Below are 19,255 nucleotides of genomic sequence, written 5' to 3'. Positions count from 1 at the left end.
ACGTTCGGTTTTGACGTGTCTAGTTAGACGGCAATCGGTCGCGGCACGCAAATAATGATCGTCGGCGTCTCCCACGTAGCAAGAAGTCGGAGCTCGTAGGCCTCGAACACCTTCAACTGATGATATATTGGCTCGTCGTGCTCGAAGAGCCGCCCGAGGACAGAAACAGTTCGATATCAGCAACAGCCTTGGCCGCAGCGATTGGCAGGCAGGTTTCCAGCCAGCCGATCTGAGCCGCGATGGCTCTGACCTCGAAAATTGCTTCGACCGATGCGCTTTCCGCCATCACCCGAGCCTTTGAGAGCAGCTTTGGCGCCATCAGGACACGGTCATACTCCGACGCACGCACGATATTGCCAATCAGTCCGCCTAGGACGAGGTGGGAATTTAAGCGATCCTCGTCCAAGTCCACGGCCGGCCCAGCACGGCGCCACAGTTGCGCGTTACCCATCTGGAGCAGGGCATGCAGACCGAGCCCGTTCAACAGGGCGATAGCTTCGGCCGGATCAGCGAGCCATTTTATAATGGGAGGTTCGGTCCAGCCCTGAATGGCGGCCGTCACACGGACGAGGTGCTCGATGCTAGCCATATTGGCTCGTCCGTCGATCGTGTTGGCTCGCTGCGCTCGGCTTAGAAGTGATAGGGTGAGGGGGTGCCACGGAGGCGCCTCGTCGCGCTCAGTAATGTCGGCCCGGCAATAAGCTACTACAGGTTCGACCAAACCTGTCAGGACCAGGCAAGCCGAACCGGCCAATAGCTTCCTGCGGTCGATGTCCATCCGGCCCTCCTATTCGTCCAGGAAGCTGGCCATAAACTGAAGTCGCGGCGACGGACATGTTGGGGCAGCCCGACCTACGAGCTCAGCGAGACCGGCAGAGGGCCTAGTCAGCCTTCCTGCGGGAGCCGGACCGGGTAGGCCGCCGGAAGAACTCGGCCGGATCCACCCCCAGGATGGTCGCCAGTTTCTCGATGATTTCCAATCCAACGTAGGTCACGGCCCGTTCGACCCGGCTAAGGTAGGCCCGGTCCACCTCGGCATCGTGGGCCAACTGCTCTTGCGAAACCTTCCTCTCATGTCGGAGGCGGCGAAGGTTCATCGCAAAAAGTTGGCGTAGGTCCATGTACGGACCCAACCAACCTGTGGTTTATTCGCCCACGGCTTTAAAGCCTCAAACGGCATGGGTTACCTGGATTAGTGGGGGAGAGAATGTTTCGGTACTTCTTCGTGCTTGTAATAGCGGGTGGCGTAATTTACGCGGCGCAGCATCCCGAAGCCCTTCGATTCTTGGACAGCTCTCCTGATTTCAAAGTCTGGATGGAGCAGACTCGCATTCCGCCGAACAATGAGCGTTATGACATTCTCAATGTCCAATCACGCGAAGAAAAGCCAATAATCGTCAAAAGCATCTTGATGAACGATGATCCAAAGTGCGTCAGACTCTCGAATGCCATTCCAAGAAAAGACGGCACTCCAATGGTGTTGGGCGAAACGCAACGGATTGGTCTAGGGTTACACGGCTTTACGGCGTGCAGGCCTGTGAAAGTCGTCATATCAACCGACCGCGGGGAATCCACTTATTATTTCGAATAGACGAGTAGCCTGTTACGGTCGGTCAATTATCCTAGCGCTTCGAAACACTCACAGCTGATGGAAGGCAAGATCGATTTGATCAGGGTTGGCTTACAATGACTAAAGGCGCCGACGAGCGATCATGGACTAACAGGCCTTGCGTGGCTCGTATGCAGCAGGACAACGCCCTCAAGGACTACCATTTGATCCCCAAAGATCGCCTTCAGATGACTAGGTGTCGGCGACATAATGTGAATGGACCCATCCCGTAGCGCGCGGCCTATCGTTCGGGCCGATAACGCTCACGCTGAGCCATTGGCCATCCCGTGCAAGAACGTCAAGTATGGTTTCAACCGGTAGGAGTTCGAGCGCGCTGTACTGAGTGCCGGGGCCAGCTCGAAGATTTAGGCCCTCCGATGCCATTACCCGCAATCTATTATCCCCAGCTATGCCCCGGTCGCCGAATACTCGCGCCCTAAAGCGCAACATATCGAACGCGGGACCTGGATCCCATTTGCGTCCTCTCGAAATGTCGTCGTGTCCGACTATCTCAGTAACGCCATACTCCGCAACGAGTGCTTGAGCGACAGCGGCGGCATTTAAAAATTGCACCTCCGGGTACGGTTCCCATCCACAAGGCGATGGGCTGCCCTCTGGGTTTCCATTCTTGTGGGTCGCTACAACGGGATTTGCGATCGCTACACCAGTATGACTTTTCCAGCCAGCTCCAGCCTGTCGCAGATAACCCCAATTCGCAATCTCTATACTAAGCGCGTGAGCGTTCAATCCGATAATGTCGCGAAGTCGTGATCTTCCTGCGTGCCAGCAAACTGTTTGGAAGTCGGCGCACTGTACGACAGAACCGTCCCGATCAATGACGACGTGAGCTGATGAGCCTGGGTTCGTCCTATCGCGAAACCAATTCGCACTGGAACGGGCACTGGCCCCGTATGTAAAATGCATCACAAGTATTCTCGGTGGCGTTACGAACTGCCCACCATTAAAGAGCGTCTCAACGAAGTCGACACGCGCGGTGCCTTTGTGCAGAAAATGCCGCCTTACCGAGTAGGCCACCAGAAGACTCCTAACTACGAAGATTCTGAATTAATGTTCTAATACTACTCGTCTTTGTTACGCAGTGCACCTACAAGGTAATATCGCAGGTTCCGTTTATCTGTACTGCTGGAATTTGCGATCTCAACGGATGAAAAAGCCGACACTGTCTGGCGCTGCGAAAGCCGGATCGTCCTAACTAACCTGAGTTACCCGCCTGCTCGGCCGAGATCTTGAGGCAGATATTTGTTATTATCTGCGTTAGTTGCAGAGCCTTGTGCCTAGCCTGTCAACTTCCATTGTGATGCAGCACGACGGACCTTGGGCGCTGTAACGTCTGATTATAAGGGCATCTGCAACGACAAATCGTAGACGATGTCTTTAAGGATTTTTCGGTGCATCTTCGGGCCGTCTTTGCGGCCTCCATCAATTTGGTCTCCGTCTGCGATCATCTCTTTCGATGGTTACTCACGGCGAGGTCGCGGATCGCGTGGCCGCCTTCATCGAGGGGAAGATCCTGGAAGGTCTCGATAGCGCGGCGCAACTTAGTGCGGTAATATTGCCAATCCTCGATCGAAGGTGTCTTTGAATCGGTCGAAGCCGTGGCTGCCGCCATTTACCAGCTTACGTGCCCTCAATTGATCGCCGTTCGCGAGGGCCGTGCGGATTGCGGAATCTTTATTCCTGAGAAACTGGGCAAGGATGAGACCTGCTGTTGCGGGGTCGTTAGCGGATTGTGGCCGATCAATCAAATTGGATCCGATCTGCTGGCCCACGCGTCGGTAATTATCGCGTCCCGTCAATTGTATATAGCCACGCCCTTTAAAGCGCGGGCCATCGCCTGGATCGGTGTTGCCGAGGTTCGTGCCTATTCGCGTTCCCGCTTCATAAAGATCGAATGGCGAATGAAGTGTGTTGAAACGGCTGATGCCTTCATCAATGGGCACAAACCCCTCCGTTTCGGCACGAATTGTGGCTACCGACATCAGCACCATGGCACGGTCACCAAGCTGGCGCGCCCGAAGCCCGGAAAAAACAAACGGAAGGTTTGCCGCAATGTTTGCGAGTTTGGTCGCCTCCGGGAACATCCGTTTCACCATTTCGGGAGTGACAAGGCCTGTAATGTCCCCGAATGCCGGCGCGGCAGCTGCCAAATCACTGGCACCGACCGTAAGGTCAGCTGTGGTGGCGCGCAGAAACGGAAAGCTCATGAAGCCATCAGCCTTGCCGTCACCCTCAAGGTCAACGAGGGCCCACATGTCATGGCGCGACAGAACATTTACGGCGGTGCCTGCAGCTATGGTGCGCACCACGCCAAACTCCGTCGATGGACCGCTGCGAAGCTTCAAGCCATCGCGCGCAATGACAACAAATCGATTACCGGATGCCGGAGCAACTACTGTGGGCACCGCTACCGTAGTGACGGCCGCGAACGGAGCTCTCGCTGCGGCAGCGGCGATGAAAGAATTCAAGCCGACCACCGTGCTCTCGTCGATACCGCCTTCGAGATCGGCGGGACCCACATTAATCTCGAAATGCATGGAGTCCTTGACTGAATTCCAACTCCCTCCCCATGCTAATGCCTGTTTGTTGTTAGTCGTACGGATCTTTACGACGTCAGAGATCATTTGCTCGGTCATGTCGGTATCGGCAAGTCCGAGCCGAACGTCCTCAGCACGTTCGGCCTGTGTAGATTTCGGCGAGAATCGAACTTTTCGATTGCCAGCGTGGTCAATGAAGGGATTCGTGTTCCAATTCACGTCGAGGGCGATTCCGTAGGAATGAAGACTTCTTTCAGTGGTCCCTTTTATGCTTCGGCAATTATAACTGTCGGTATCTTTTGTTCTGATCTCATACCCATGATGCTGCAGGACGGCAGCCAATGCTTCCCAAACGGGGGCCGTCGGAGGAGCCACCCGAATTTTGTCTGGGCCAAACGGGATGACAACCATCCTGCTCTCGTCGCATTCGAATTGCGCCCAGAGCTTGCGTAGTTGTGGAGTCGTCGGTGCCATGGTTTCCTCCGCTCAGACGCAAAGAGTTGTCCACAGATCCAAGAGTAGCGTATCATAATAAAACAATCAAACATTGCAATGAGGTATGCTGTACTGGATCGGGATCAACCTCGGCGACATCCTGATCGAGGGCGATGACATTCTCGGGGATGGGGTCAACGTTGCGGCGCGGCTCGAAGGCATTGCTGAGCCGGGTGGCATCTGTATCTCGTCATCCGCTTACGAACAGGTTCGCGGCAAGGTCGCGGTCGATTTCAGTGATCTTGGCGAGCAGACCCTCAAGAACATCACCCGTCCGATACGTGCCTATGCCGTTGGCTGAGCGCGAATGCTTATCAACCGCCCCACTACCATCTTCGGCTCCGCGTCTGTCCTTCGTGGCTCTACCTTTCGCGAACATCAGCGGCGATCCCGTGCAAGAGTACTTCGTGGATGGCGTGACCGAAACCCTGACCACGGACTTGTCGCGCATCAGTGGCGCGTTCGTGAGCGTGCAACACCGCGTTCACCATCAAGGGCAAAGCTATCGACGTTAGGAGGCTAGGACGAGAGCTGAACGTCCGCTATGTGCTGGAGGGCTCGACGCAACGTGGCGGCAAACGCCTCCGCGTGAACGTGCAGTTGATCGAGGCCGAAAACCGGCAATCATCTCTGGGCCGAGCGCGTGGATCATCTTTGCTCTTTTCGCGCGACTCCGCGCAAAGAGAATGCGCCTTGCCGTTAGTCAACGAACAACCATGGCGACACGCGGTATGACCGTAATGAACCCCTTTGCAGCTGCGGCTTTTGGTCACTCATTCTTGTGATCTAGTTCACACAAGCCCTTCGGTGGAGGTGTCACATTACTATCTGCGCTGCAATCACTATGAAAACCTCTGATGTAAAATGGGTATTGCCCATTGCTCACAGCCGGGTCAGCGCCACGGTGAACGAAGATCCCGGCGGCCGCGGCCGCAACGTTAGGCGGCAGGCCACGCGAGCGCGCTGGCGTCGCACCCGTTCAACCGCCCAGGAACCCATCTACAAGGTCGCCGCGATGAAATGTCGAGCGATACCCAGAACACCATAGCGCGCAAGCGAGGAGGCTAAAATGCCTGAAATCGATATGCCGCCACAGTACGCGGGGCACTATTCGGACCCTAATGATACGGAAGGCAAGGTCCGCGCGGCGGCGCAAACCCTTGCGGCGGACAACGTAAATTTATGGACAACCTTCGTGCTGGACGCGGTGAGCGAGTTTGAGTCTGCCGCCGCAGCTCACATAGACCAACTCGAATACAACCACGACGCGACATACCGATTCGATCCTGTTCTCTCGTCCTTCGCCACAACCGTCATAGGTTTCTTTCCGCCAATGAAGATGGCACACACTGTTGTCAAGACAGTGATGGGCGGCCTCCAATCTTCTTATAGCCAGAGGCTTGAGGGCGGCCTCAAGGCTGCTAAATCACGGTTGAACAACTCGGTATCGGCCCTTGTACAGGCGGCTCGGGAGCGCACGACGGAAGCCGCATCGACGATCCGAAAGGGCCTGCCTGAGGCCGTCGAAGATGGAATGACGTGGGTGGACAGCGCATCAACGGACCCGGAGTACGTCAGTGAGCTCGTCGATTGGATGGGGTTCCCACTGCCCACGCGTCAGAACACCGTCTATCCGGTGCGACAAGCCCTCGAAAATCCATTCTTCGGTTTGTATCAAGCAGTACGGGCCCAGCTGTTGCGGACGCAAGGGGTGGCCGGGTTGAGGGACGATGAGTTGAATCCCATCACCTGGGAGCACGAAGCCCTTAAGTCGCAACGAGAGGCCTATGCTACCTGGGTCAAATCACGGTTCGACGGTCCGCCTCCATGGGAAGAAGTTTATAGACTATAGGCACGATGCATCCGAGTTTTAGGGAGGATACTACAATGGCAATCGGTCAAGTTACTGTGCCCTTCCTGCCTGGCTACGCCTTCGGAGTAGGCGCCGATCTCGCAACGGGCAGTCCGATGGGGCGAGTGGTTACTGGTGCTGAAGCTTCGGTGCAACGCGCCGCCGGCGCGACCGTCGCTTTCGACGTTCAGCGCATTCAATCGACGGAAGAGCTAGAAAGAGCGCTCGGGATCGATGCCGAGGCGAGCTACGGGTCCGGCTCCTTCGGCCCGAAGGTATCGGCCCGCCTCTCTTATGCCAAGAAGCAGAAGGTCCAGAGCAACTCGCTGTTCATGCTGGTCTCGACGCGCGTCGACCTTGCATTCCTCTCGATCGACGAGCCGGTCCTTAGCCAGGACGCGCGGGATTTGGTGAGCAACCCCGCGTCTTTCAAGGCGCGCTACGGCAACATGTTTGTGCGCGGCATCGGCCGCGGCGGACTCTTTGTCGGAACGATGCGCATGGAGACACAGTCCTCCGAGGAATCGCTGGACATCGCGGCGGAGCTGAAAGGGTCCTACGGCCTGTTTTCAGCGGACATCAAGGCGAAATTCTCCGAGATGCAGAAGAAATACAAAAGCTCGACCTACATCGATATGTATCATGAAGGGGGGCCGATCGATCTGAAAATCGCCGACCTGACCAATCCGCTGCAGCTGCTCGACAATGCGAACCGCTTCCTCGATAGCTTCAACACCGAACCCGACAAATTCGCCGTGCCTTACTTCGTCACGCTGGCGCCGATCGCGATCGCGCAGGGGCCGCTGCCGCCGAATTCGGCCGACCTGGAGCACGCGCAGGACGTTCTCGTCGCCTGCTCCAAGGCACGCAGCCGTAACCTCGATAAGGTAAACCTGCTCGAGTACATCCTCGACAACCAAAGCCGATTTGACTTCATCCGCGGTGCCGATCCGAACGGGCTGCAGAAGGCCTTGGACGACTTTCAGGCCGACCTCGAGCTGGTCGCCGAGTGCGCGCGCACCGCCCTTCGCTCGCCCGAGCAAGCGGCATTCCCGAAGATCTACGCCAAGAATATCGGCTCGGATTATCCGAAGGCATCGCTACCGGCTCTTCCGGAGACGAAGGGGGCAAAGCTGGTCGCCGTGCCGGACCTTTCCGGCTGCAAGAACTGGGACGAGTGCAACGCGGCCGTCGTTGGCGTTGGTCTGGTGCCGGAGCAGGTCCAGGCCAGCGTCGAACCAGGGGAGGCATTCAAGGTGCTGGACGTGTCGCCCTCAGCCAGAACCTCCGTCCCCGAAGGATCCGTGGTGAGGATCGTGACGCAGCCCGCAAAAGTCGTCGTGAAGACCTTTGACCCTAATCTTATCCGCTATCACGTCCGCGAGCGCTTAATTCACGGCCGGTGATCGCCGACGTCGAGCGCCACGCTGGCGCAAGGAGAGACCCATGCCTGAGATCGAAACGACTGCGTCGCTCGCCACCATGGATGGCGATGACATATATCTCGATCCACCGGTGCGGTTGCTAGCCCAATACGACGGACGATGGGCGCATGAGCGGATCGGCGGGCCCAAGACAGGGCGGATGCTGGACTGGCGCGCAAACGGGTGCAATGCGTCGACGGCCGCAATTATTCTCCGCTGGTTCGCGGAGGACTGTACGGCGGGAAGCATCCCGTTCCCTACCAAGCCCGATAGCGCCATCGACCCGAGCTGGTATCCGCTGCGGATGGCAGAGGCATTCTGGCCCGAGGCCGACCCACCCGGGAAAGTGGAGCTGACCCCCGAAGGCAGGATCCACTTCCGCAAGATCTACTCAGTCGCCGCGCATTACCTGAAGACAGGGGAGTTCGAGCGGAGAGAAGGAGGCAATGTCATAGATCCGTCGCCACCGAAGGCTCACTACGTGACGAGCCGGCCCGAAGGAGGTTGGATGGAGCTCATCCGGACGATGCTCGAGTTGGGGCCAGTGATCGTCGGTATCGGCGCGCCGGCCGGTCATTTCGTCGTGGCGCACGGCATCGTGGGGAGAGGCCTTCTCATCGCCGACCCAGGTGCTGTGGTCTACCAAGCATATCACGGCGGTAAGGGGGAAATCGAGAATTGGGCCGGCAAGGAAGGATACCTCGACGGCACGATGGACAGCGAGCAAGTGCGGATGCCGCCTCCGTCACAATGGCCCGATGGAGAGGCGCCCTTCCAGGAGGGCGATGCCAGGAGCTATCATCTTATCTCGGGAGAATATCTGAGGGACATGCTCGATCGCCTCATCTCCCTCACATCCTTGACGTACCCTGAGGGCGCCAAGCCTGCCGAGCAATAAACAAGTGCGCAGGCCCCCTGTGGAAGGCGGGACCCCACAAGTACCCCACCAGCTCTCCCCCACTGCAACCGCGCGACCATAATCTTGTCGTCGGTGACTCCGTCGTCCACGCTTAACGGCCTGTGTGTCTTCTTATCTGTCAATTGGTGTTCAAATTTGGCTCTGACTCACCTTTGATGCAGTTTGTGGATGTCTGGCGCTTTGATTTGGGAGAATCAGCGCCATGCAGCAAGCACTCCACCGCTCCAGTCTGGTGCCGCGTTCTGTTGCGTGCACACCTGGGATTCGCGGCAAGGGTAAGCAAGCCGTCAAACATAAACGCTGGTTTATCCTTCTCACTTCGGCCATCCCCGGCCGACCGATGATAGATCTCTTCTATCATCAGTTTCGGCAAAGCATTGACCCGGTTGGCCTTCCAAGGACGGCTCGGCTGAACGCTTAGCAAAATTGATGATGCTTCTGCATACTTGAGCAGGAAAAACATCAGTCGGCCCCAACTGGATCGCAAAGGGCAGCCTTGGCTCAAGCTCGTGGTTTTTACCGAGTAAAAAGGCCATGGCTTGTCAACTTCAAGAGATGCGTTCGCGTCTCCGATCCTTCGTAACCTCGGTCGCCATCTTCGGATCCCGCATTCGCTTCTTGCCGTAGAAGTCCTCTAGCATCTCGACTGATGTACCCATGTTGGCGGCCAGCTGAAAGACACTTACTCCCTCGGATATCCTTATGGTGGCGTAGGTGTGTCTGAGCGAGTAGGGGACACGCTTCTTCCCGTCCGATGCAAACAAGACGCCGGCTTCCTTCAGGGCCCTCTGGAAGCCCCCTTAAACGACCCGACAGGTGCCCCAGACGGATGACAGAAGACGCATTCCTGGTCGGACGGGGAATGTCCCAACTCCTCGGTCCGGAATGACCGCAGCTCATCCAAGTAACGCTCGACACCGCGGTTACAGACCACCTCCCGTTCTCCGGTTTTGCCCCGAACCGACAATATCGCCCTGACCTCGTCGGTGAGGGTTCTGGTGGTCGAGGCATCCCTCCACTTGAGTTTCCGGGCTTCTCCAATCCGGATGCCGGTATTACCCATGATCAGGATGTAGAGGACTAGGTAAAACCTCTCCCTCTGCCGTCGCCTGTCCTGAGTTCGGTCGACGTATCCGGGCAGGAAGCGGACCAGCCTATTCCATTCGACCTCCGGGATATCGGGACGGGCGTTGTTCTTGCCCGACTTGATGGCGAACTCGGGCACCTCGGAGATATACCCGCGCCGTTTGGCGAACCTAAGCAGCTGGCGTATCGCCGTCCGTTCGTTCTTGAGCGTTACTATGGCAGGTCGTCTAGGCTGCGAGAGCCTCCAGTCCACGTAGTCCGCCAACATGGCTTCGGTGACTTTGTCGATGGTAATGTCAGCGAAGTACTGGAGCGCCCAAATCTCGACCCGCCTGACGTTGCCGTTCACATACCTAGCCGATCGAACCACCTGTTCAGCCACTGGTACCTTTGCCCACTCGGTAAAGACCCTTCGGAAAGTTGGTGAGTTGATGGGCTCACCCCTCCGAGCTTTGCCCTCTAGCCGGTAGTACAGGTCCTCCGCAAACCTTCGTGCCTCAAAGTCGTCGGTGGTTTTGGCGGATTTGACGACGAAGCCTTCGACGGTCGGGATCTTAAGCCGGACTGTCCATTTTGGATTCTGATGGTCGGCCCTCTTGTAGAGCACGACCCGGCCGTCACCCCTGAGGTCTAGGAATTCCTTGTAGTGGGAATGGGACTTAGGCAAGAGACCCGGCCGGATCTGGGATCCAAGTAAATCCGGAGTAAATTGAATGAGTTGAAAAGGACAGGGTCAATTTCGCACTCCCTCAACACTCGCATAGCTAGCGCCGGTAATCGCGACCTTGATCGCCAAGCCCGACGTCTCGACCGCCAGCTGGGACGCCTGCCCCCAATGCCAGGGCGCAGTTGAAGCGAAAAGCGGTATTGCATTGCAGAGTCTCAACCCCGGAGGCGGTCATGGATACCGAGAAGCAAGTTACTAATGGTCAAGGCAACGATACCTCTGAGGAAACAAGCCTATCATCGACCAGATGGCGGACCTCGCAGCGCAAGAGGCGGGAAAGCTTGCCGAGACCGCAGTGAAAAAGGCCAAAAAAGGCCGTTGCCAAGCGCGTTCCTAAATCGGTCAAGAAGGCAGCGAAGACCGCGGCGAAGGCTGCTAAGGCTCCAAAAACCGCTTAGAAGACCGCAAAGAAGGTGGCCAAAAAACCGCAAAGAAAGCAACGCCGAAGAAATCTGCCAAGAAGGGCTCGACAAAATCATCAAAAAAGATGGGCAAGAAGTCCAGGCGTTAGTAGTCCCGCATGTCTCTGTACGATAGACGTCGGATTGTGACATCGCGTGGTTGTTCGGTCGTATTGTGATCGGCCGAACACAGCCTTTCAAGTTCCTAAGGCGTTTGAAATTGCCGTAAGCGTCGCCTTTTCGGCTCACTTACTTAAACGTCACCAATTCCGAATAGACCACCGCCCTCGCTGGCCGCTTTTAGCGGTGCTTTGACTGATCTGTGTAAGCCAAGCTTTGAATGCCGCGGCATCGCCCGAAGGGCCGGTGCCGTCGTCTGGGCGATTGGCGAATGGGTGCAATACCCATATCGCCGCCTGCGCTGAGTGGGCAGTCTCACTTTGCGCCTCGTTCCCGGCTATTCACGGGGCACGAGAAATCGATCGCGTATCGTAGTAGTTCCTGCGGGATGAAGCCTTAATTATCTGGGCGGTGCATTAGGGTTGTCGCCTCTGCAGATAACAAGGATCGACGCGTAGCCGCATCGATTTCCCGGAACGTCCGATCCTCTCACAATATTGAAATCTGGCTGGCTCGGGCTACTACGAGATTTGCAAATCTCGCGTGCTTTTCCTTCCACATCGGCTCCGCAACCCAAGTAAAGGTCATGAGGAGGGCACCTGCTCTCATACTGTCCGACGCAAACGCGGACCGTTTGCGCAACAACGGGCGCGCTATGAATGGACGACGCTACAAGCACACTTGTCAGCGCTACTATGAAGTTATCGCGCATCTCGAATAATCCTTCACTTCAGGCCAAAATCGAGTGGGCGAAGCTCGGTACATTTCCTGCGAAGCGTTGGGCTTCTGGTCCCCGCAAATTCACGGACTTCGACCTTCAGCAAACACTCTCCGACCACATCCTTAGGAGAGTACGCAACGAGCTCTGTTCCAACATCCAACTCGTATCTGATTTTTTGGCTCTTGCCGGGCTCAACGCTCGGATTCGCCCTTTGATCGAGCGTGGCGGCGATTGAGTACGGTTTTTCCTTCACGACGAATTCGACAGTTACGCTGGCAATAGAACCTATCCGGTCGCCGTCATTTGTTGCTGCCAGAGAGAACCCCCCTTGATTGTCATCATGTGCAAAAGAGACGACGACATGCGAGTTTCCAGACTTGTACCAACTCCACAAATTCGGAATGGTGGCCCCAATGACCGATACGAGAGCAGTGAGAAGCGCGAGCACCGTAGTGCTGATCGTGAGTCGATTATGCCAATTCTGATAGCTGTTGCATTTTGTGCATTTAGTGGCCGCTTCAGGCATCAATGCGCCGCAAGCGACACATGATTTCGTCCGCCCATTTCTCGGAAAATTGCCTGCGGTCATGCGCGTTCTAACCTATCGATCGAAGCTCAAACGTCACCATTCTAGCGACTATTGCATTTATCGGACCGTAGTTGTAGTTTAATATTTTGCACGTGCGAGGGACGAGCAAGTGCGTCGGTGCGGTGCTTTAGTTATCGCTGCGAGCTTTGTTGCTGGATCCCCGGCACTGGCTGACCATAAAATCTGCATCGGTCAATTCAAGGACAATTGTCCGTCACAGCCAATTGACGGCTATTACACTTGCGATTCTACTCAGGAAGTCGTGGCACAAAACATCTGTACTGTTCACAAGCCCGATGGCGACGTGAAGTTAGGATATCGAATAATCCATGTAGAAACCAGACCGACGGCCAAGTGCCCTTACCAGGTCTTTAAAGTTGTTTGCGTGAGCGAGAAGTAATCGCTCGCAGGGTGCGTCGCGCAGCGTCATCCAGTACTCTGACGCTTGTTGAGGAAGTAGTTGCGGTTGCCGGTGGCAGCTTCCGCGTACTGATCGATGGCCACGATGATCGCTTGGACGTGCGGGTAGCACCACCCCTCCCGGGTCGCCCCGTGCCGGACTTCCGCCAAGGCTTTTATCGAGGCAGGTTGTCCTTCGCGTTGGCGTCATACTATTCAAGCGGCTCTGCCATCGACAGCGCTGCCACTGCCTTGCCGATCTCGGAACGAATTCATCTGACAAGCCGATGCCTTGGAGCAGAAATGCTTTGACGTTGGGCAACGCAAACCAGACCACAATCCGACGAATCAGTTACATTGCTTGCGCAACCGATGGCTGTGAGGGCGAGCAGTATGGGCACCCGGAATATCGTCATCTACTCGGACGGGACAGGCCAGCGTGGCGGAGTGTTGGTCGATGAAGATCGCAGCAATATCTACAAGTTATACCGAGCGACACGGTGCGGCCCTGACCTATGCGTCAATCCAGCGGAACAGGTCGCCTTCTACGATCCGGGTATTGGGACTTTACCACCGGGTAGTGGGTGGCTCGCGTCACTTTGGACCCGATTCTACAACTTGGTCAGCCAAGCCTTGGGACTTGGCCTCACAGGCAATATCATCGACTGTTACGCAGCCATCGTTCGTCTTTGGCGTCCAGGTGATCGGATATTCCTGTTTGGCTTCAGTCGTGGCGCCTACACCATCCGGTGTCTTGCGGCGACGTTATGCAAATGCGGAATTCCTACGCAAATGAAGGACGGATCTCCACTCTTGCACGACGAAGCATCGTCGAAGAAAATCGCGAGGGAGGCGGTTCGCAAAGTCTATCAACACACTAGTTCTTGGGAAAAGGCGCAGGCATCCAAACGGCAACTTGAACTGCTCGATCAACGAGAGGCCATCGCGAAGCGATTCCGCGAACAGTACGGTTCAGCGAACGGCGAGGAGCCGAACGTCTACCCGTACTTCGTCGGCGTCTTCGATACGGTCGCCTCGTTGTCGAACCCGATCGCGTTAGTCGGATTGATCGCCTTGGCGCCCGTCCTAACTGCGTTATTGAGCCTACTCATCTGGTGGGGGCTCTCCTACTTCTTTGAAATTGCCACATCATGGTGGCTGTGGTTCGCTAGCTTAACCGTTGCCATCGGCGTAATTGGCTATTTTGCGAACTTCCTCACGCGAATCCGAGTCGCGTTCGATCTGCCTGGCTACCCTTGGTATGAGACGCTGCACCTCACCGAAACCCGCATGATTTTTTACGATCGAACCCTCAACAAGAACGTCAATTTCGCGCGACACGCGCTTTCAATCGACGAGGCGAGAGAATCGTTTCAACGAGTGCAATGGGGCGAACCGGGGGTCTGGAAGGACTCTGAACCACAATGGTTTGAGCAGTTGTGGTTCCCAGGAAATCACGCGGATATCGGAGGCAGCTATAAAGAAAGCGAGTCTCGTCTCTCGGATATCTCGTTGAAGTGGATGCTCGACGCAGCCGTAGCCGTGGGCTTAAAATATGATGCTTCCTCTCTGCACTTATACCCCGATCCCACCGGCCCCCAACACGATGAGACCCGCAGTAGCGTGTTCAAGTATGCAAAACGGAGTAGTCGGCGCCTCGAAAATGATTACCCTCTTCACCCTTCGGTCCTAGAAAGATTGCAGGCAGGTAGAGTGTTGAACTATGACCGATACGAAGACTATCGCCCATCGAATCTTAAAGAGCATGACAAGGCAAAGAGTTTTTACAGCAAGTAGTCCGGCAGAATAAAAAAGGCCTGTCGTTACTTCGCTAGATGTGACGCAAACATCATCCAAGAGGCGAGGCCGACTATCCACAATGACGATTTCAAGCGCGGCTGCACAGTTGTCGCGCATGTTATTGTGCTGGTGTCCGTGAAGTTATTATTTGTGAAAGATTCTCGTTGGAAGCTCGGGTCAGTCCAATCGAAAGCAATTTCGCTTTTCATTCTTGCACTCATGGTGCTCATGCCGATTCAGCCGGCATTCGCTGCGTTTGGTGGGTGGCGGCTCGCCCACGGTCCCCAACTCCAACGTCTATTCGGATCAGACTGAGATACCAAAAATCGGCGGATCGGAAGCATTCGCGCAACGTATTTCGCTCGATCTTCCTCCGGGGCGCAACGGTTGCAGCCAGACGTCTCGCTCGACTACACAGGTCAACGCACGCTGGACAGTATAGTCGGCTTTGGGTGGTCTTATCCATCCCGTATATCGAACGGCTTAACAAAACTGGATCACAGGAGCTCTACGGTAATTCGCCATACTTCCTTTCTTCAGTTGACGGAGAACTTGCTTCCGAAGCTACCTCATCTGCTGGGGGTACCTATCCAACCCTTTAGATACGCTCAACTTAACGCAGCACTCAGGGACCGCGAGCTCCGATTCATTTACGTACACCGTGCCCTCCGGCGGTTCGAATAAGTTGCTCGTTATAGTCAGACAAAACGACTATAGTCTTCCGACTGCTACGCAAAACGGAGTGGGTCTCGCGACGTTCACCCAATTCAACGGTACGTCGGGCCAAGGCGGATAGTTCTATTCATATCTTGCGTCTCGACCTCCGGCACATTCCAGATAACGTTTACCGGTGCGAGAATGTACGACCTCGCTGTTATGACGCTGCACGATGCGGCTCAAATATCGCCCATCGACGCGTCCGCAGTCACCACGGGGACGAACGTTACGAGTAAGACGACGAGCACGACCACCACGGCCTAGCTCGGTCGAAACTTAACCGTCGTGTAATCGCCCCGGCAGTTCCGAGATCCCAGCTCGCAAGAGACATTCTTACAAAACGTCCTTCGAAACGATTCTCCTGAACGGCGTTTTCCATTTTTGTCGTAAGTCTGAGCCAAATCACAACATCGTAAGGTAGACGCGGTGACCCTAACACACTCCTCACCTGGTTCGCCCTCTCCCGTATTGTAGACGAGGCATCCTGCCAGGCGCGTCCGTCCGTCGATAAAACGATCATCCATGCCGAAACAACCAGGCTTTATCGCCCGCAAGCGGACCTTGTACTTGTCTTCAAAGGCCCTTAGCAAGCCGACAAAACAGGCGGACATGGCCTTTTGATTATCGCTGTCAGAGCATTCCCAAGCTCCAACATCATTAAGGCACGCGATTCGCTGGCCGCCGGTATACTTGCTACAAACATCGGTTGCTGAAGCATGGGCGCCCAATAAGCAACTTAGTACGCAACCGCGTGTCGCTAAGCTGACAAACTTGCAAAACACGATTGCCTCCCTCACTAACCCTGCATTCTTCGCTCACCACCGCATCAACGCAGCAGCGTTGATGCTGATATCGGCGCAATTGCTCCAACGCACTGACAGTAAGCGATTCAATTTTTCTCCGCTTCTTGGGTTCGTCCTTTAAGTGCGGCGATCTCTTTGTCGAACCAGGCGAGGTCGCCCTTCCATTGTACGAAGCCTTGTCCGATGAGCGTCGCAATGATGTCTCGTCCACTGCGCAACGCCATCAAGGCTCGGCTCACGTTGCCAGCCTTATTATGCACCGAAGCCAATTTCGCGTAACTAACGGACAAGTCGTGTTGCCAAGCGGTATTGCTGCGATCTGAATCGGCCAAGCGATCAATAATGGCGAAGCTAGCCCCGTAGCTCTTGAGGGCCTCGTCGAGCTTGCCCTGAGCCACCAGCACATTGCCTATCCTATGGTACGACCCCGAGAGATCGCGCTGCCAACCGGCATTACTGCGATCGGAGCTGGCGAGGCGCTCGCGAATGGCGAGGCTATTCCGGTAGCTCTTGAGCGCTTCGTCGAGCTTGCCCTGATCCACCAGCACGTCGCCAACCTTGTTTAACGACACCGCGAGATCGCGCTGCCAACCGGAATTACTGCGATCGGAGGCGGCGAGGCGCTCGAAGATGACGACGTTATCCTGATAGTTCTTGAGTGCCTCGTCGAGCTTGCCTCGAGCCACCAGCACACTGCCGACCTTGTCATATGACACTGAGAGAGCACGCTGCCAGTTGGTATTGTTGCGATCGGAGGCGGCGAGGCGCTCACGAATGGCGAGGCTATCTCCGTAGCTCTTAAGTGCCTCGTCGAGCTTGCCTTGCGCCAACAGCACATCGCCGACCTTCTGGTAGGGCAGCGAGAGAGCGCTCTGCCAGCCGATATTGCTGCGATCGGAGGCGGCCAGGCGCTCACGAATGGCGACGCTATTCCGGTAGCTCTTGAGCGCTTCGTCGAGCTTGCCCTGATCCACCAGCACGTCGCCGACCCTTTCGTTCGACAGCGCGAGATCGCTCTGCCACCCCATATTGGCGCGATCCGAGGCGACGAGACTCTCCTTGATGGCGAGACTATTCACGTACCGCTTGAGCGCCTCCTCGAGCTTGCCCTGATCAACCAGCACATCGCCGATGCTATCATAGGACACCGCGAGATCCCGCCGCCAAGCGGTGTTGCTGCGATCAGAGACGACAAGTTGTTCGGCAATAGCGAGGCCCTCCTGGTAGCTCTTGAGTGCTTCGTCGAGCTTGCCTTGCGCTACTAAGACGATACCGATTCTCTCGTATGACACGGAAAGATCGCGCTGCCGACCGGTATTGGTGCGGTCAGGGGCGGCCAGGCGCTCACGAATGCCGAGGCTATCCCGATAGCGCTTGAGTGCTTCGTCGAGCTTGCCCTGCATCACCAGCACGTCGCCGAGCCCCGTCAAGCCGAGAGCTATGTCGCTTTCGTTTCCGGCACGACGAGCGAGCTCAAGGAAGTGCTGAAATGCCTCATAAGCGTCTTGTAGGGTTCCCCCACCATGGCGGCATTGCCGAGCCCAAGCCAACCGGCCATGTTATCAGGATCAAGCCTGGTCGCTCTTTCATACCACAGCAGCCCTTCCGCATTGTTGTTGGCAATAGCGCTGGCCGCGACATTGCGCGCCGCAGCAGCTCGCTCTTGCCGTGATTTATTCTCCTCCTTTTCCCGGTTTTCATAGATTTGGCGCCAAATCCCCTCTGCAACGCGGGTGTCGCCCTTCTTAGCTGCTTCGACAGCACTCTTAAAAGTCGGCTCGCCGCGTGTTTCCTTAAGCACTTCAATGAACCGGTCGCTCTGTTGCTGGGTCAATGTTGGCGATTTGGCTCGAACAGCAGCCGTAATCTGTTCAATGGTTGCTGCGCCCAAAACATCCGGTGGAAAGAGGAGGGCCTCGATTCCCTTAAAGAAGAGTAGGCCCACGATAGAGATAATCGCCAGTCGCAGCGCGATTGGTGCGAACTTGCTCGATCGTGAATGAGGCAATGTGGGTAGATCAGAGGCTTGAAATGTGCCATAGCCCGCACTCAAACCGACATCTGGAACGATCTCATCGACAATGAAATCCCGAGTTCGGATGTAGACCAGATTGCTGAAGTCGGCAGGCTTGCAGATATCCAGATGATCCGCGTCGATGCCGACCGGGTCTACGTGCAGTAATCCGGGATCGCTACTATCGTCTCCAACGATGACACCGGCCGTGGTTCCTTTCTTTTCATAGAAGACCTTGTGACGAATGGAACCTGACCAGTTCCGGTACCAAACGTTGAGGTCACGCAGATTGGCGTTGTTCCTTACAAGATCTAGTGTCGATGCAGAGGGCCAGGCGATCAGCCGCAACTTATCGAGCAGCGTAGCCTGCATCGATCCCGTATGAGGCGTCGCCAGGAAGACGACTCCCTTTACCGAATCGAGAAGGGATTGCGTTTCCGCGCTATATGCGCGCCGTCCGTCAGCGGCCCGCAGGAACTGTTTCACCACCAGGCCGCCCAAGCTGTGGCACACGAAAACGAGTGGCGTGCCTCTCAATTCGCGGCGACCAAGAAGGCACTCCAATACATTTTTGGCGCGGTCTTGAATCGGCATGGCCGTGCCAAACCAGTTCGTTGGAGGCGCCTCGTAGTCGAGTGTCCAGGCAGCCAACCCTGGAATGTCCCGCGCGAGCCACGTCGGCCAAAACGCGCTGCTATCTGCACCACGTCGCCAAGTACCGTACGCGTGCCCCCCAACCCATGAACAAATACAACATTGAGCCGGACGCCATCGCTCCAACGAGCAACTTTAATTAGCTGCGTCATCTTATAAGCCGCGTTCCAGGCGTGAGAATTTTGCGGTACTTATGCTATCGGCGGGCGCAATGATCGGATTCGGTACCCCGCTAACAGCTCGCCAAATCTAACCCAGCTCTCCGTGCAGATGGAAGGGGCCGAGACTTCAGGTTACGAACGATGCCGTTGCGCGGGAATTGTTGCAGTTGCTCACGGCCGCTTCTGACCCCATAGCGTCATTTCGCTGC

General features: G+C 56.0%; 15 protein-coding genes and 1 pseudogene. 6 read left to right on the top strand and 10 right to left on the bottom strand.

Features of this window, described 5'->3' with window-relative positions; translation table 11 throughout:
- Window positions 1-112 precede the first annotated feature (112 nt).
- Window positions 113-778, bottom strand: coding sequence for a hypothetical protein (locus tag ACFXS9_RS32135; RefSeq protein WP_392696054.1), 666 nt, complete (start codon window positions 776-778; stop codon window positions 113-115).
- A 103-nt stretch (window positions 779-881) separates the two neighbouring features.
- Complete coding sequence (locus ACFXS9_RS32130) at window positions 882-1,097, bottom strand: helix-turn-helix domain-containing protein (RefSeq protein WP_392700130.1); 216 nt, start codon at window positions 1,095-1,097, stop codon at window positions 882-884.
- Window positions 1,098-1,207: 110 nt separating this feature from the next.
- Here ACFXS9_RS32130 and ACFXS9_RS32125 point away from each other — a divergent pair, with 110 nt between their 5' ends.
- Window positions 1,208-1,591 carry a hypothetical protein gene (locus ACFXS9_RS32125; RefSeq protein ID WP_392696051.1) on the top strand — a complete coding sequence of 128 codons (384 nt, stop codon included), beginning with the start codon at window positions 1,208-1,210 and terminating at the stop codon, window positions 1,589-1,591.
- A 210-nt stretch (window positions 1,592-1,801) separates the two neighbouring features.
- Here ACFXS9_RS32125 and ACFXS9_RS32120 read toward each other — a convergent pair whose 3' ends face one another.
- Window positions 1,802-2,644 carry an N-acetylmuramoyl-L-alanine amidase gene (locus ACFXS9_RS32120; RefSeq protein WP_392696048.1) on the bottom strand — a complete coding sequence of 281 codons (843 nt, stop codon included), beginning with the start codon at window positions 2,642-2,644 and terminating at the stop codon, window positions 1,802-1,804.
- Between the two features lie 524 nt (window positions 2,645-3,168).
- Window positions 3,169-4,638 carry a M15 family metallopeptidase gene (locus ACFXS9_RS32115; protein WP_392696045.1) on the bottom strand — a complete coding sequence of 490 codons (1,470 nt, stop codon included), beginning with the start codon at window positions 4,636-4,638 and terminating at the stop codon, window positions 3,169-3,171.
- Window positions 4,639-4,735: 97 nt separating this feature from the next.
- Here ACFXS9_RS32115 and ACFXS9_RS32110 point away from each other — a divergent pair.
- The 4 genes and pseudogenes from ACFXS9_RS32110 to ACFXS9_RS32095 form a co-directional block, all read left to right on the top strand.
- Window positions 4,736-5,308, top strand: a pseudogene (locus tag ACFXS9_RS32110) (adenylate/guanylate cyclase domain-containing protein); the annotation flags it as partial.
- A 420-nt stretch (window positions 5,309-5,728) separates the two neighbouring features.
- Window positions 5,729-6,511 carry a hypothetical protein gene (locus tag ACFXS9_RS32105; RefSeq protein WP_392696042.1) on the top strand — a complete coding sequence of 261 codons (783 nt, stop codon included), beginning with the start codon at window positions 5,729-5,731 and terminating at the stop codon, window positions 6,509-6,511.
- A 35-nt stretch (window positions 6,512-6,546) separates the two neighbouring features.
- The gene (locus ACFXS9_RS32100; RefSeq protein WP_392696039.1) at window positions 6,547-7,917 is read left to right on the top strand and encodes a PASTA domain-containing protein; all 1,371 of its coding nucleotides are present in this window, start codon (window positions 6,547-6,549) and stop codon (window positions 7,915-7,917) included.
- Window positions 7,918-7,957: 40 nt separating this feature from the next.
- Window positions 7,958-8,833 carry a hypothetical protein gene (locus ACFXS9_RS32095; RefSeq protein WP_392696037.1) on the top strand — a complete coding sequence of 292 codons (876 nt, stop codon included), beginning with the start codon at window positions 7,958-7,960 and terminating at the stop codon, window positions 8,831-8,833.
- Window positions 8,834-8,972: 139 nt separating this feature from the next.
- On the opposite strand, the gene ACFXS9_RS32090 is transcribed toward ACFXS9_RS32095, so the two are convergent.
- The 4 genes from ACFXS9_RS32090 to ACFXS9_RS32075 all read right to left on the bottom strand — a co-directional run bounded on the left by ACFXS9_RS32090 (window position 8,973) and on the right by ACFXS9_RS32075 (window position 12,498).
- Window positions 8,973-9,317 (bottom strand): hypothetical protein, encoded by a 345-nt coding sequence (locus ACFXS9_RS32090; protein ID WP_392696034.1) that lies wholly within the window; start codon window positions 9,315-9,317, stop codon window positions 8,973-8,975.
- An 85-nt stretch (window positions 9,318-9,402) separates the two neighbouring features.
- Window positions 9,403-9,618: a hypothetical protein gene (locus ACFXS9_RS32085; protein WP_392696032.1), complete on the bottom strand. Its 216-nt coding sequence runs from the start codon at window positions 9,616-9,618 to the stop codon at window positions 9,403-9,405.
- A gap of 14 nt (window positions 9,619-9,632) precedes the next feature.
- Entirely contained in the window at window positions 9,633-10,607 is a 975-nt protein-coding gene (locus tag ACFXS9_RS32080; RefSeq protein ID WP_392696030.1) for a hypothetical protein, read from the bottom strand.
- Between the two features lie 1,306 nt (window positions 10,608-11,913).
- Window positions 11,914-12,498 carry a hypothetical protein gene (locus ACFXS9_RS32075; protein WP_392696028.1) on the bottom strand — a complete coding sequence of 195 codons (585 nt, stop codon included), beginning with the start codon at window positions 12,496-12,498 and terminating at the stop codon, window positions 11,914-11,916.
- Window positions 12,499-13,290: 792 nt separating this feature from the next.
- Between ACFXS9_RS32075 and ACFXS9_RS32070 the strand changes: the two genes are divergently transcribed.
- Complete coding sequence (locus tag ACFXS9_RS32070) at window positions 13,291-14,694, top strand: phospholipase effector Tle1 domain-containing protein (RefSeq protein WP_392696025.1); 1,404 nt, start codon at window positions 13,291-13,293, stop codon at window positions 14,692-14,694.
- Window positions 14,695-16,303: 1,609 nt separating this feature from the next.
- Here ACFXS9_RS32070 and ACFXS9_RS32065 read toward each other — a convergent pair.
- Both ACFXS9_RS32065 and ACFXS9_RS32060 read right to left on the bottom strand, forming a co-directional pair.
- Window positions 16,304-17,767: a tetratricopeptide repeat protein gene (locus ACFXS9_RS32065; RefSeq protein ID WP_392696023.1), complete on the bottom strand. Its 1,464-nt coding sequence runs from the start codon at window positions 17,765-17,767 to the stop codon at window positions 16,304-16,306.
- Window positions 17,656-18,882, bottom strand: a complete 1,227-nt coding sequence (locus tag ACFXS9_RS32060; protein WP_392696021.1) for an esterase/lipase family protein — start codon at window positions 18,880-18,882, stop codon at window positions 17,656-17,658. The genes ACFXS9_RS32065 and ACFXS9_RS32060 overlap by 112 nt, the downstream gene beginning before the upstream one ends.
- Window positions 18,883-19,255 lie beyond the last annotated feature (373 nt).

Origin of the sequence: Bradyrhizobium sp. RDI18, from assembly GCF_043203335.1 — a bacterium.
GTDB classification, from domain to species: domain Bacteria; phylum Pseudomonadota; class Alphaproteobacteria; order Rhizobiales; family Xanthobacteraceae; genus Bradyrhizobium; species Bradyrhizobium retamae.
The sequence above is the reverse complement of the archived record's forward strand: the minus strand, read 5'-3'. Positions and strand labels throughout refer to the sequence as shown.

What these genes read in the sequence shown, in the direction of transcription:
- ACFXS9_RS32135 (WP_392696054.1), bottom strand. Translation starts at nt 778, where the DNA reads ATGGACATCGACCGCAGGAAGCTATTGGCCGGTTCGGCTTGCCTGGTC.
- ACFXS9_RS32130 (WP_392700130.1), bottom strand. Translation starts at nt 1,097, where the DNA reads ATGAACCTTCGCCGCCTCCGACATGAGAGGAAGGTTTCGCAAGAGCAG.
- ACFXS9_RS32125 (WP_392696051.1), top strand. Translation starts at nt 1,208, where the DNA reads ATGTTTCGGTACTTCTTCGTGCTTGTAATAGCGGGTGGCGTAATTTAC.
- ACFXS9_RS32115 (WP_392696045.1), bottom strand. Translation starts at nt 4,638, where the DNA reads ATGGCACCGACGACTCCACAACTACGCAAGCTCTGGGCGCAATTCGAA.
- ACFXS9_RS32105 (WP_392696042.1), top strand. Translation starts at nt 5,729, where the DNA reads ATGCCTGAAATCGATATGCCGCCACAGTACGCGGGGCACTATTCGGAC.
- ACFXS9_RS32100 (WP_392696039.1), top strand. Translation starts at nt 6,547, where the DNA reads ATGGCAATCGGTCAAGTTACTGTGCCCTTCCTGCCTGGCTACGCCTTC.
- ACFXS9_RS32095 (WP_392696037.1), top strand. Translation starts at nt 7,958, where the DNA reads ATGCCTGAGATCGAAACGACTGCGTCGCTCGCCACCATGGATGGCGAT.
- ACFXS9_RS32090 (WP_392696034.1), bottom strand. Translation starts at nt 9,317, where the DNA reads ATGTTTTTCCTGCTCAAGTATGCAGAAGCATCATCAATTTTGCTAAGC.
- ACFXS9_RS32075 (WP_392696028.1), bottom strand. Translation starts at nt 12,498, where the DNA reads ATGACCGCAGGCAATTTTCCGAGAAATGGGCGGACGAAATCATGTGTC.
- ACFXS9_RS32070 (WP_392696025.1), top strand. Translation starts at nt 13,291, where the DNA reads ATGGGCACCCGGAATATCGTCATCTACTCGGACGGGACAGGCCAGCGT.